Origin of the sequence: Paraburkholderia sp. BR10872, from assembly GCF_040965835.1 — a bacterium.
In the GTDB taxonomy this organism is placed as follows: domain Bacteria; phylum Pseudomonadota; class Gammaproteobacteria; order Burkholderiales; family Burkholderiaceae; genus Paraburkholderia; species Paraburkholderia nodosa_A.
Genome location: NZ_JBFRCN010000017.1, coordinates 67886 through 80864 on the forward strand (window position 1 = coordinate 67886; position 12979 = coordinate 80864).

Sequence of the window (12979 nt, forward strand, 5' to 3'; positions counted from 1 at the left end):
CGATGTCAGTTCCTCTCGACCTGCCATGGCGGGCGCGCCCGGGTTGGCGTGCCGCCAGCTGGATATGGCGTCATCCCGGCCTTGCGCTTGCGGCGCTCTGGCTCCTTCTCAACGTCATCGCCGTCGCCGCGCCCGAATGGCTGACCCGCTATGATCCGCTCGCGGCGGACCCAGTCTCCGCGCAGCTCAGCGCCAGCACCGAGCATTGGCTAGGCACCGACCAGCTGGGCCGCGACATCTTTGCGCGCGTCGTCTACGGCGCACGCTACTCGCTCTCGATCAGCGCGGCGGCGATCGCCATCGCGACGCTTGCAGGCACCGTGCTTGGGCTGATCGCCGGCCTTGCGCGCGGCTGGCTCGACGAACTGATCACGCGCTTTCTCGACGTGGTGTCCGCCTTTCCGGACCTCCTGCTTGCGCTCATGCTGATCTCGTTCACGGGCCCCGGCGCGGTCAATCTCGTCTTCGCGCTTGGCGTCGCCTCGATTCCGCGCTTTGCGCGCGTCGTGCGCGCGCAGACCTTCGTCGTCGCCGAATCGGGGTATGTGGAGCAGGCGCGCACGTTCGGTCTCGCGCCGGCCGTGCTGGTCTGGCGGCACGTGTTGCCGCACGCCATTGCCCAGGTGCCCGTGCTTGCCACGATCGGCCTGGGCACCACGATCATCGGCACATCGGGCCTGAGCTTTCTCGGCATGGGGCCGCAGCCGCCCACGGCCGAGTGGGGACTGATGCTCGCCGAGGGCCGCAACTATCTGTACAACGCATGGTGGATCGCGGTCTGGCCCGGCGTGGCGATCACGGCCGCCGTCATTGCTGTGAACGCGCTCGGCGGCTACTGGCAGACGCGTTTCGAACGCCGGGAGGTCGCATGACAGCCGCCGCCACTGCCAATCTCGCCGCCCGAGTGCGCGTTGGGTCCGCCACGGAAGGCAGCCCCTCAGCGCCGGTCCCGCTACCCGCCGTGATTCATCCGTTCACCGCGCCGCCGGGCGAACCGCTCGTGCGTATCGAAAACCTTAGCATCACGTTTCATGAGCGGCACGCCGCGCGCCCCGCCGTCGAATCACTGAGCCTGAGCGTGCATGCGGGCGAGTGCGTCGCGCTCGTCGGCGAATCGGGCTCCGGCAAATCCGTCACCGCACGCAGCCTCGTCGGACTGAACGGCCCGAAGGCGCAAACACAGGCCGAGCGCTTCGAGATCGCGGGCGAGGACGCACGCCGCTACCGCGAGCGCGACTGGCGCGGCATACGCGGCCACCGCATCGGCTACGTGCTCCAGGACGCACTGGTCTCGCTCGATCCGCTATGGCGCGTGCGCAACCTCGTAGCCGAATCGCTGCACAATGTGCGCTCGCGCGACATCCACCACCGCAGCGTCGAGATCCTGCGGGCGGTAGGCATCGACGAACCCGAGCGCCGGCTGCCGCAATACCCGCATCAACTGTCGGGCGGCTTGCGGCAGCGCGTACTGATCGGCACGGCCATCGCGGGCGGCGCTTCGCTGCTGATCGCCGACGAGCCCACCACGGCGCTCGACATGACCGTGCAGCGTCAAATCCTCTCGCTGTTGCGCGCCCGCCGCGACGCCGGCGACGCGCTGCTCCTCATCAGCCACGATCTCGCCGTGGTCGCGGAACTGGCAGACCGCGTGCTCGTCATGCGCGCGGGCCGTATCGTCGAAGAAGGGCCGACGCGCGACGTGCTGGGGCGCCCCGCGCATCCCTATACGCGGCAGTTGCTCGCCGCGATCCCCGTGCCCGCGTCGCGAGGCTACCGGCTCTCGGGCGATGCGGGAGCTAGCGCCGCCACGGGCGACACGCGGGTTGCGCTGCCCGCGAAGCAGATCGTCGATGACGTCCGTGTGCTATCGGTCGAAGCGGTCACGAAGCGCTACGGCGGCGACGATACCGCGCCCCCCGCTGTCGACGACGTGTCGTTTTCGCTCGCCAAGGGCGAAACGCTCGGCATCGTCGGCGAATCCGGCTCGGGCAAGTCGACGGTCGCGCGCATCGTGCTGGGCCTGACCACTCCCGACAGCGGCCGCGTGACGCTCGACGGCCAGCTCTGGAGCGGCGTGCCCGAATCCGCTCGGCGACATCGGCGGGCCGGCCTGCAGCTCATTGCGCAGGACCCCTATAGCTCCTTCGACCCGCGTTATACGGTCGGCCAGCTCATCGGCGAGAGTCTCGACGCGGTCGGCATTCGCGGCGACGCGCGGCGACGCCGTGTGCTGCAACTGCTCGACGAGGTGCGGCTCGGGGCGGGCTGCTACGACCGCTACCCGCGCGAACTCTCCGGCGGCCAGCGCCAACGCGTGGCGATTGCGCGCGCATTCGCGCCGAACCCGGCGCTGCTCGTTGCCGACGAACCGGTGAGCGCGCTCGACGTATCGATCCAGGCGCAGGTGCTCGACCTGCTCGCCGACATGCAGTCTGAGCACGGCACGGCCATGCTGTTCATTTCGCACGACCTCGGCGTGGTTCATCACGTTGCCGACCGCGTGCTCGTGATGCGGCGCGGCCGCCTGGTCGAGAGCGGACCTGTCGGGCAGGTATTCACTGCGCCAACGCATGCCTATACCGCCTCGCTGCTCGATGCGCTGCCAAAGCTGCCCAAGTCGGCTCAGCAGGGCCAGCCGGCCACTTCCGCGTGACGTCCCACACGCCCTCTATCTTGCACACCATGAGCCAATCGACCACAAATCCCCAACGTCAGATTCACCTCGGCGCGATCATCCAGGGCGCTTCGGGCAACATGTCCGCATGGCGGCATCCCGATGCGATCGCCGATGCCAGCATCAACGTGAACTTCGTTCGCGAGCTGGCGCGCGAGGCCGAGAACGCGAAATTCGATCTGCTGTTCGTCGCCGACGGGCTGCACATTAACGCGAAGTCGATCCCCCACTTCCTGAACCGCTTCGAGCCGCTCACGCTACTTTCGGCGCTCGCGTTCGCGACCACGCGCATCGGCCTCGTTGGCACGCTCTCGACTTCGTACAGCGATCCGTTCACCGTCGCGCGCCAGTTTTCGAGCCTCGATCACCTGAGCGACGGCCGCGCGGGCTGGAATGTGGTGACCTCCCCGCTGGAAGGCTCCGCGAAGAATTTCTCGCGTGACAAACACCCAGAACATGCACTGCGCTACCGGATCGCCTCCGAGTTTCTGGACGTGACGAAGGGGTTGTGGGATTCGTGGGAGGACGACGCCTTCGTTCGCGACAAGGCGAGCGGCGTGTTCTTCGATCCGGACAAGCTGCATGCGCTCGATCACGCGGGCGAGTTCTTTTCGGTGGCCGGGCCGCTCAATATCGGCCGCTCGCGCCAGGGCCGCCCGATCCTGTTCCAGGCGGGCGCTTCCGACGACGGAAAGGCGGTTGCGGCGAGCCATGCGGACGCGATCTACACGCGCCAGGAAACGATCGGGCTTGCACAGGCCTTCTATGGCGACGTCCAGAAGCGGCTCGCCGCCCTCGGCCGCGCAGCCGGCAGCCTGAAGATCTTCCAGGGCATCAGCGTGATCGTGGCGGATTCGGCCGTGCAGGCCGAGGACCAGTATCGCGAAACCGCACGGCTCGTGACGATCGAGAATGCGCTCGACTACCTTGGCCGCTACTTCGATCACCACGATTTCTCGCAGTACCCGCTCGACGCTCCATTTCCCGACATCGGCGAACTGGGCAGCAACCAGTTCCGCAGCACGACCGACGCGATCAAGCGCAACGCGGCCGAGCGCCGGTTGACGCTGCGCGAGGTCGCGTTGGAAGCCGCAACGCCCAGGCCCAGCTTTCTCGGTACGCCCGAACAGGTCGCCGATGGCTTGCAGGCTTGGGTCGAAGCGCGCGCGACCGATGGCTTCATCGTGCGCGGCGGTACACCGCTCGCGTTCACCGAATTCGCGCGTAAGGTGGTGCCGATCCTGCAGGAGCGTGGTGCCTACCGGCGCGACTATGCAGGCACGACGCTGCGCGAGCATCTTGGGCTCGACTATCCCGTGAACCGCTATGCGCTGACCGCATGAATAACCATATGAAGTTTCATTCTTTTCCAAAAGCGCGCGTGGTGACTAGCGTGAAAGAATCATGAGCGACGTTTCCTCTTCTCTTCCTGCTTCGGTCGCATGGATTGCCGGGGTGGGCGCGAGCGCCGGCCTGGGCGCGGCGCTCGGGCGCCACTTCGCCCGAGCAGGTTACACGGTCGTGCTGACCGGACGCACGGCGCCGCGTGTGGAAGCGCTCGCCGCGGAAATACGCGCGCAAGGCGGCCGCGCCCACGCAGCACCCGGCGACGTGGCAAACGAGCAGGATCTCGCGCGCATCGCGCAACTTCTGACGAGTCACAGAATTCTGCGCAGCGCGATTTTCAACGCGGGCAACGCCGTACGCGCGCCAACGCTCGAACTCGAAGTCGCGCAGTTCGAGTCCGCGTGGCGCACAAACGTGCTAGGTGGCTTCGTGTTTGCCCGCGCCGCCTTGCCCCTTCTGCTGGACGCCCCGGACGCCGCGACGAACCCCTCGGGCGCCGGCAGCCTCATCTTTACCGGCGCGACCGCGTCGCTGCGCGGGCGGCCGCCGTTCGCCGCGTTCGCAGCGGCGAAAGCGGGCCTGCGCTCGCTGGCCCAAAGTCTCGCGCGCGAATTCGGACCGCGAGGCGTGCACGTGGCGCACGTCGTCATCGACGGCGGGATCGACGGCGAACGGCTGCGAAGCGCCGCGCCCCAGCGCGCTCAAGACGCAGGGCCGGACGGTCTGCTGCAACCCGAAGCTATCGCCGAAAGCTATTGGCAGTTGCACCGCCAGGCCCGCAGCGCCTGGACACAAGAGCTGGATCTGCGCCCGTGGCGCGAACCGTTTTGATCAGGATGACTTATGAGCACAGTGCTATCGGTCCCCTCGCCTCTTTCGCGAACGTCTGCCGTCGAGGCGGAACTCAACTATCTCGCGCCGGGCAACGCCCGGCCGGTCAATTACACGTTCGAGCCGCCGGAGGGAACGGCATGGAGTTCGGGCACGCTCGACCCACGCCGCGTGACGATACGTAACGCGCGTCCGCTTGCAGAGGCCGGCGAAATCTCGCTCGACCGCAATGGCTTTCAGCTCGTTTCGCATCGGAGCGCAGTGAGCGACTACAGCGACGAAAGCCTGATCCGCCTCGTGTATCGCCCCGAGGCCGAGGCGTTGCTGCGCGACATCACGGGAGCCGAAAAGGTCGTCATTTTCGACCACACGCTGCGTGACAGCGCGAGCGGTTCGCGCGGCAACGCCACGCTTCGCGAGCCCGTGCGGCGCGTGCATAACGATCAGACTTTCGTGTCCGGACCGCGCCGGGTGCGCGATCATCTCGATGCCGAAGAAGCGCAACGGCGGCTGGGGCATCGCTTTGCGATCGTCAACCTGTGGCGGCCGCTCAGCGTGGTGGAACAACTGCCGCTCGCGCTGTGCGACGCGCGCTCGATCGCGGCCGGCGATCTCGTGCCGACCGACCTTCTCTACCGCGACAAGACCGGCGAGACCTATTCGTTTCTCGCGAACCCGCAGCATCGCTGGTACTTCTTTCCCCGTCTGCGCCCCGACGAAGTACTACTGCTGAAAATCTACGATTCTCTGGAGGACGGCACGGCGCGGCTCACCGCTCACACCGCTTTCGAGGACCCCACCAGTCGTGCGGACGCGGCGGCGCGGCGCAGTATCGAATTGCGCGCGCTTCTGTTCTGGCCCGCGGGCTCAGACACGCATTGACGAATGGCGCTGCGAGTCGCGCCATTCGTCTGTGGCCACCGAAGACACGCGGCCGACTCGCCACCCTCACTAGTACCTATTGCAACGACACGCCGTCGAAACGGTGGCTGCCCAACGGCGAGAACACGAGCCCGTCAACGCGCTTCGAAGCTGGCAGCGAGACGATCGAGTGCGCGATCGGCGTAAATGGCACCTGTTCCTTGAAGACGACCTGGGCGCGCTCATAAAGCGCCGCACGCTCGCTCACATTCCCATCCGCACGCGCCTTTTCGATGAGCGAGTTGAACGACGGGTCGCACCACTTCGAGACGTTGCTGCCATGCACCGCATCGCAGCCGAGCAGCGCGCCTAGCCAATTGTCCGGGTCGCCGTTGTCGCCCGACCAGCCGTAGAGCAACGCGTCGTGTTCGCCGTCCTGCTTGGCGCGGCGGTTGTACTCGCCCCACTCATAGCTCACGATCCGCGCGTGAACGCCGATCTTCTCCCAGTCCTGCTGGATGAGCTGCGCCATCAGTTGTGCGTTCGGGTTATAGGGGCGCTGCACCGGCATGGCCCAAAGCGTAATCTCGAAGCCATTCGCCAGCCCTGCCTGCGCAAGCAGTGCGCGTGCCTTCGCAGGATCATACGGCGCGTCCTTGAGCGCATTGTTGTAGGACCATTGGGCAGGCGGCATCGGGTTCGTCGCAATCTTCGCGTTGCCTGCGAACACGGCCTGAATAATGGCGGGCTTGTCGATCGCCATGTCGAGCGCCCTGCGCACTTCCACGCGATCCAGTGGCGGATGCTGCGTGTTGTACGCCACAAAGCCCACGTTGAAGCCGACGCCGGAAACGACCTTGAGCGTCGGATTGCGCTTGACGACCTCCAGATCAGCCGGACGCGGAAACACCGATACGTGGCACTCGCCGCTCGCGAGCTTCTGGATGCGGACCGCCGGATCGGGCGTGATTGCGAATACGAGGTGTGCGAGCTTGACGTCCTGCGTTCGCCAATAGTCGGGATTGGCGTCGTAGCGGATCAGTGCGTCCTTCTGGTACGAACGGAACGCGAACGGACCGGTCCCCACGGGCAACTGGTTGATATCGGCCTCGCGGTGCTGCGTACTCAGCTGCGCGGCGTACTCGGCTGAGAGGATCGACGCGAAGCTCATGGCAAGGTTGCGCACGAAGATCACGTCGGGCGTCTTGAGGTCGAAGCGCACTGTGTAATCATCGACTTTTTCGATGCGCGCGATATTCTTGTCGAACCCGAGATCGCTGAAATAGGGAAAACTCGTCGGATACGCCTTGCGAAACGGCATCTGCGGATCGAGCATGCGCGTGAAGGTGAAAATCACATCATCCGCGTTGAAGTCCCGCGTGGGATGAAACCACGAGGTCGTCTGAAATTTCACACCGTGGCGCAAATGAAACGTGTAGGTGCGTTGATCCGCTGAACTCTCCCAGCTTGTTGCGAGCGCGGGCTCGAGATCGAGTGTGCCGTTGCGGAACTGCACCAGCTCGTTGTAGACCGTATTCGTGCTCGCATCGAAATCGGTGCTGGTGGTGTGCTGCCCCGGGTCGAATCCCGCCGGGCTGCCTTCGCTGCAGAAAACCAGTGTCCCTTTGGGCGTGGCTTGCGCCGCATGAGGCAAAAGGAGGAGCGCCGCGGCGTTGCAAAGCGATATGGCGAGAGCCAGCGCGTGGCGCCGCGTGCGCGAGGGGATGGCGGCAAAAAGACGAAGTGGCATGGTGTTGTGTTGTACGAACGCCGCTCAATGCACCCTGGGAAAGCCGTGCCGTTCGGCAAGCAGCGCGAGAATCCGGTTCGTGTCGGTCACGAAGTGACGGCCGTTCACCGTTTGCACGTCTTCGGGAACCGCATGCTCGTCGCCGAGCACGAGCACGGGCAGCCCCTGATGCGCCTCGTCGAGCACCTCGATCACCACCGCACGCGGGCGCGCGAACGGCAGCCGCTTTACGTCGATGCGCGCGACGCGCTCGGGGTCGCTCGCAAGCAATCCTTCTATTGGCGCGCCGTGCGGACAGATGAAACGCTCGCCGGGATGGGCAGGGTCGGTAAAGCCAGGTTGCAGCAACAGCAGCAAGTCTCGACTCATGGTGTACTTACGCTCCGCTTTTGAAAGGGAAAATGTCCAAGGGTTGTCGTGTTCGTCCGCGCGCGGCTGCCATCCATGAATCGAGCCAGCCGCGCCGTTGAGTCAGCGCGTCGAGGCGAGCGCGTAACGGCTAATCCGTCGCGGCAAGCCAAGGTGGTCTCGCAGCGTCTCCCCGCTAAGGCGCCGGCTGTATCGGCCACGTGCTTCGAGCACCGGAATCACGTGTCTGACAAAGTCGTCGAGGCCCTCCGCCTGCACCGGAAAACCGAGGATGAAGCCATCGGCGGCGCCGGCGTCCAGCCATCGGATCAGTTCGTCGGCAACCTGCTCGCCTGTGCCGAGGAAATGCGTCTTTGGCGTGGCGACGGCCAGCGCGACTTCGCGCAGCGTCGAGCCGTTGCGGCGCGCGTCGGCCTTGATGCGGTCCGTGGTCGAGCGAAAGCTGTTCTTGCCGAGGTCGCCAAGCTCCGGAAACGACGCATCGAGCGGATATTGCGTGAAGTCGTGATGATCGAAGTAGCGGCCAAGGTAGGCGAGCGCCTCGTCGACGCTCAGCAAGTCGCGGATCAGGCGGTACTTCTCTTCGGCTTCGTCGTGCGTCGTGGCGACGATTGGGCCGATACCGGGAAAGATCTTCACATCGCTCGGGGCGCGCCCGTGGGCCACGGCGCTGCGGCGCACGCGCCCGGCGAACTCGCGTGTCTCTTCGAGCGAGGGCGAATGTGTGAACACGGCGTCGGCGTATTTGCCGGCGAGATCGATGCCGGCGTCCGACGAGCCGGCCTGAAAAATCACGGGCTGGCCCTGCGGCGAGCGCTGAATGTTGAGCGGCCCGGCCACTTCGAAGAAGCGGCCCTTGTGGTCGAGCGTGTGAAGTTTCTCGCGATCGAAAAAGCGCCCGGTTTCGCGCTCGCGCACGAATGCGTCGTCGTCCCAACTATCCCAGAGCCCCTGCACGACGTCCAGGTATTCGTCGGCAATCTCGTAGCGCAGCGCGTGATTGGGGTGCTCGCCGCCGTAGTTCTTCGCCGAGCCCTCCAGCGGGGACGTCACCACATTCCAGCCCGCGCGGCCGCCGCTGATGAGGTCGAGCGAGGCGAGTTGCCGCGCCACCGTGAACGGATGGCTGTATGAAGTCGAGATCGTGCCTGCGAGCCCGATCTTCGACGTCGCAGTCGCCAGCGCCGAAAGCACGGAGATCGGCTCGAAGCGGTTTAGAAAATGCGGAATCGACTTTTCGTTGATGTAGAGGCCATCTGCCACGAAGGCGAACGCCAGGCCGTTGGCCTCGGCCTTCTGGGCAATTCCGGTAATGAAGTCCAGGTTGACGCTGGCATCCACCGGATTACTGGGGTGCTTCCATGCGTTCATGTGGCCGCCGGGGCCGTGCAGCATGATGCCGAAGGTGAGATTACGCTGGGTCATATTCGTGTCCGATCATCAGAGTGGCATGAAGCAGTCAGCACACGCGGCGTCGAACGAAGCGTGGCCGCCGCCCGCCGCGCAATCAACGATGCTCGCCTAGCGGTTCACGCGGGCGCAGGTCGTCGAGCGCATCCGTGGAAAACGGCTTCCGCAGGTCCTTGGCGAAGGGCAGACGCACGTGGACTTCTGGCGCAATCGAGCGATCGAACAAGGGGACGTAGCCTGAATCAATGTATAAGCCCCAGGCTTCCGGCTGCTTGAAGCCGGTGGTGAGATAAACACGGCAATACCCCTGGCTCAACGCGCGCGCCTCGAGTTCTTCGACGATGCGGCGTGCAAGACCCTGGCGGCGCTGGTCGGCGCGTGTCCAGACACGCTTGAACTCCGCTGTCTGAGCGTCGTAGCGCTTGAAGGCCCCGCCGCCAACGGTCTCGCCGTCGCGCACGAGCACGATGAAGGCACCCTCGGGCGGCGCGAACAGCGCGGCCGGATAACGCGCCAGCTCCTGCGCGGCCGAAGCCTCGCTGTCGGCGCGGTGATCGCGGTAGCGTGTTGCATATTCCCATTGCAGGCCGTCGATCAGCGGCTTTGCAACGGCTTCGAGCGGCGAGGTATCGATAATGCGGTAGGTCATCGTTGCGGCGTTCCCGTGGGACGGCAGATCCGGCTGCCAGATTACCCCCACCGCATGCGCCATATAACCAAGCAATTCGAATATCGTTATCCAGATGAATCGCGTCTGTGAGGCATTTTCGTTCGTCCAGCACAGACCCGTGCGTCTCGCTTCTCCGCTTCACGGCTCGTCGGGCTCGGCCAGATGAAAGAGGCAATCGCCGCGCTGCACCGAGGCAACCGCCCGTTGACACACCACCTCGCCCGAGGCCGCAAACGCCACCGTCAGCGGCTCGCGCAGAGGCGTTTCGGGAAAGTGAATACGCGCCGCAGGCTGCCCCGCGTGCACGTGTTCGCCGAGGTCCACGAGCGGCTCGTACACGCCGCGTTCATACGCGTAGACATAGTGCTGCGCAGCCACGCGATAAAACCGCGTTTGGCCTGGCGGTTGCGGCGGCACGAGTGGCCCGGCCAGCACGCCAATCGCGCCAAGCAGGTGCAGCAGCCCTTGCCGCGCTTCGTGCAGGAGACCCCGCTGAACGACGCCGGCACCGCCAAGCTCGGTGACGATCGACATGGCACCCTGACGGCGTGCAGCCGTCGCCGAATGGACCGGATTGGGCGCGTGAAGAAAGGCGCGCGGCAAGCCAAATGCGCCAAGGAGTGCCCGCAACTGCCGGCCTTCTTCTTCGTCGCGCGGCTCGATCGCGAGCATATTCGCACCGTGATAGAGCAACGAACTACCGCCTGAATGCAGATCCACGAGATATTGCGCACGCGCGAGCAAGGTGTTCTCGATGTAGTCGGCGATCATCTCGGTCGGCGTACCTAGTGGATTGCCCGGGAACGTGCGGTTCAGGTTGCCGCCGTCTAGCGGCGACGTGCGTGTTCCAGCCTCGGCTGCTGGAAAGTTGGCCATCGGCAGGAAAATGAGTTGTCCATGTATCCATTGTGGGTCGATTTCGCGCAGCAATTGCGAAACGAGCACCTGTCCCTCGTACTCGTCCCCGTGATTGCCGGCCATGAGCAGCACGACGGGCCCTTCGCCGTTGCGCACGGAACCGATTGGTATCGGAATCCAGCCGTACGCCGAGCGATGAACAGAATGCGGCAGTCGCAGATAGCCAACATGAAGGCCTTGCGCCTCGAGATCGATTTCGCTGCGAATTGGATTGACCATGCATAATGCTCCGTGGCGCGTGGGCGAATGGACGTTATGGCGGAGACGACTTCACTCCGCGGAGGGCGGCAGATCCCGTCTCCCGTCAGGAAGCACCCTTACACACGGTCGCGCTGGGGTCGCGCTTTCGTGAAAGATGTCGTCGAGATATTGCAGCAATTCATCCGCAGCGATGAAGGCTGGGATATGGATGTCGGCTCGGCGACGTTTGCCTTCCTCGCCAATATCGAAGACCGTCCATACCTCGGCTTTGCGTGCGACGGCTATAGCCCGGCCAAAGACATCGAAGCGATATTCCTCGGGCATGATGAAATCCACCTCCAAAAGCAACTGCGTTCGCCGGATTCCCGCGGCCAGCTAACGGCACTTATCTGGCGATCAAGCAGCACACGGCGCAGGCGAGTCCGGCGGGGTCCTCGCGGCGGCGAGCGCGGGTGCAGGACACATCAGACTCGTCGAGTCTGCCAGCATAGGAAACACAACCGCGATACGGAACCAAGAATCGCTCAGAACGTAAGAAGCGGAATAAATATTCTCGCGTTGCTCATTGGACGTTATCTGCACAGTCGTCAAGCTGATTCGCGAGCCCGTTCAGACATGACCGACAGCTCGCCGCCCCGGACGCAGCGCAGCGACCTGTCGTAGTCCTCGCATGAATCGCATAGGGTCGTTGCGAAACGACTTCTGTGATTGTCCCTAATAGCGAATCCCCCGGATAGAAGGACGGTTACGTCGAGCGCGACGCACCGGTTCGATGCACGGTCGGTAGCCCACATCGGCTCACCTGCCCTGCGAGTCAGATAGGCCTCTCCGACCGCATCGCCGCGTCGATCGACGGACGCTGAGCCCGCACATGCCTTCACCGCGACTGATCCCACGCATCGCCGACCCGGTGCTCGTGATCCACCATCTCACGGCTTGCGATTAACCGCAAGCGAACAAAGCGCTTTTCCATGGCGCCACTCCTTCAGCATTCCTCCATAATCGGAAACGAGAATCGAAAGGACGCTTGAAATGACGGATTCTTTTTAGCACGTTGCAGAACAGTGGTACGCTGCGGCTTTCATGCTATCGTTTATGAGCCGCAGACGGCGCGCCACGGCAACGGCGCTTCCGTCAACTGGCGTCAAGGCATGATCGCCGAAGTACGCAGGGGGAATTCGAATTGCAATCCCGGCGGTAATCGGCATATTCCATTACTTGTCGGCCGGTTTGTCTCTGAAATCGCGGGATATAGACCGTGCCGGAGCAATGGAAATGAATGGAGACCCAAAGTGCACGACAAGATCGGGCTTTCGCCCAGTCCGGTTTTCGGATTAAAACATATTCAACAGACAACAATATTCCGTCATGGTTTCGAAACCCATTGAATCACTGAGCGTAGTTTCCGTAGGCAGCAAGATTCGCGGACTGCGCCAGAGACAGGGCCGTACGCTCGATGACATCGCCAGCGCTGCGCAGCTCTCAAAGCCGTTTCTCTCTCAGGTTGAACGCGATCGCGCCACCCCCTCGATCACCTCGCTCGTGAGCATCGCGAAGGCGCTGGGCGTGCCGGTAAGCTATTTCGTCGACGCGCCCACCGAAGCGGGCTGCGTGTGCCGTGGGCAGGATCTGAAATTTTTCGGCTTTGCCAATTCTGCCGACCTTTACGCACGCCTGACCAATCCGTCCGGCGGTCGCCAGCTCGAAGCCATTCTCGTGCGCATGCCGCCCGGCGAGCGCTCCAGCGAAGTCACCACGCACGCGGGTGAAGAATTCCTGCATGTGCTCTCCGGTGAAATGACCCTCACGCTGGAAGGACAGACATTCGTGGTCCGCGCGGGCGACAGCGCGCACTACGAATCGACAGTGCCGCACGCCTGGAGCAATACGTCTGATCAGGAAACCGTACTGCTCTGGGTGGGCACGCCGCGTCTGTTCTGATTTCCGC

12 protein-coding genes are annotated in these 12979 nt (G+C 64.2%); 6 read left to right on the plus strand and 6 right to left on the minus strand.

What is annotated here, in order from left to right; translation table 11 throughout:
* Positions 1-2 precede the first annotated feature (2 nt).
* From AB4Y43_RS15685 to AB4Y43_RS15705, 5 genes are all read left to right on the plus strand, one after another.
* Positions 3-872: an ABC transporter permease gene (locus AB4Y43_RS15685; RefSeq protein WP_368728179.1), complete on the plus strand. Its 870-nt coding sequence runs from the start codon at positions 3-5 to the stop codon at positions 870-872.
* A complete protein-coding gene (locus tag AB4Y43_RS15690; RefSeq protein ID WP_368728180.1) occupies positions 869-2653 on the plus strand; it encodes a dipeptide ABC transporter ATP-binding protein in 1785 nt (594 codons plus the stop codon). Before AB4Y43_RS15685 ends, AB4Y43_RS15690 begins: the two co-directional genes overlap by 4 nt.
* Positions 2654-2682: 29 nt before the next feature.
* On the plus strand, positions 2683-4017 hold the full coding sequence (locus tag AB4Y43_RS15695) for an LLM class flavin-dependent oxidoreductase (protein ID WP_368728181.1): 1335 nt from the start codon (positions 2683-2685) through the stop codon (positions 4015-4017).
* A 61-nt stretch (positions 4018-4078) separates the two neighbouring features.
* A complete protein-coding gene (locus AB4Y43_RS15700) occupies positions 4079-4852 on the plus strand; it encodes an SDR family NAD(P)-dependent oxidoreductase (RefSeq protein WP_368728182.1) in 774 nt (257 codons plus the stop codon).
* A gap of 12 nt (positions 4853-4864) precedes the next feature.
* On the plus strand, positions 4865-5734 hold the full coding sequence (locus tag AB4Y43_RS15705) for a CmcJ/NvfI family oxidoreductase (protein WP_342947023.1): 870 nt from the start codon (positions 4865-4867) through the stop codon (positions 5732-5734).
* 76 nt (positions 5735-5810) lie between these two features.
* On the opposite strand, the gene AB4Y43_RS15710 is transcribed toward AB4Y43_RS15705, so the two are convergent.
* The 6 genes from AB4Y43_RS15710 to AB4Y43_RS15735 form a co-directional block, all read right to left on the minus strand.
* A complete protein-coding gene (locus tag AB4Y43_RS15710) occupies positions 5811-7463 on the minus strand; it encodes an ABC transporter substrate-binding protein (protein WP_368728183.1) in 1653 nt (550 codons plus the stop codon).
* A 24-nt stretch (positions 7464-7487) separates the two neighbouring features.
* Positions 7488-7832: a DUF3088 domain-containing protein gene (locus AB4Y43_RS15715; RefSeq protein WP_069261305.1), complete on the minus strand. Its 345-nt coding sequence runs from the start codon at positions 7830-7832 to the stop codon at positions 7488-7490.
* Positions 7833-7934: 102 nt separating this feature from the next.
* Positions 7935-9257, minus strand: coding sequence for an LLM class flavin-dependent oxidoreductase (locus AB4Y43_RS15720; RefSeq protein ID WP_368728184.1), 1323 nt, complete (start codon positions 9255-9257; stop codon positions 7935-7937).
* Positions 9258-9339: 82 nt separating this feature from the next.
* Positions 9340-9891, minus strand: a complete 552-nt coding sequence (locus AB4Y43_RS15725) for a GNAT family N-acetyltransferase (protein ID WP_368728185.1) — start codon at positions 9889-9891, stop codon at positions 9340-9342.
* A gap of 159 nt (positions 9892-10050) precedes the next feature.
* Complete coding sequence (locus AB4Y43_RS15730) at positions 10051-11049, minus strand: succinylglutamate desuccinylase/aspartoacylase family protein (protein ID WP_368728186.1); 999 nt, start codon at positions 11047-11049, stop codon at positions 10051-10053.
* 51 nt (positions 11050-11100) lie between these two features.
* On the minus strand, positions 11101-11355 hold the full coding sequence (locus tag AB4Y43_RS15735; protein WP_368728187.1) for a hypothetical protein: 255 nt from the start codon (positions 11353-11355) through the stop codon (positions 11101-11103).
* Positions 11356-12399: 1044 nt separating this feature from the next.
* Here AB4Y43_RS15735 and AB4Y43_RS15740 point away from each other — a divergent pair.
* Entirely contained in the window at positions 12400-12972 is a 573-nt protein-coding gene (locus AB4Y43_RS15740; RefSeq protein WP_342947017.1) for a cupin domain-containing protein, read from the plus strand.
* Positions 12973-12979: the final 7 nt, after the last annotated feature.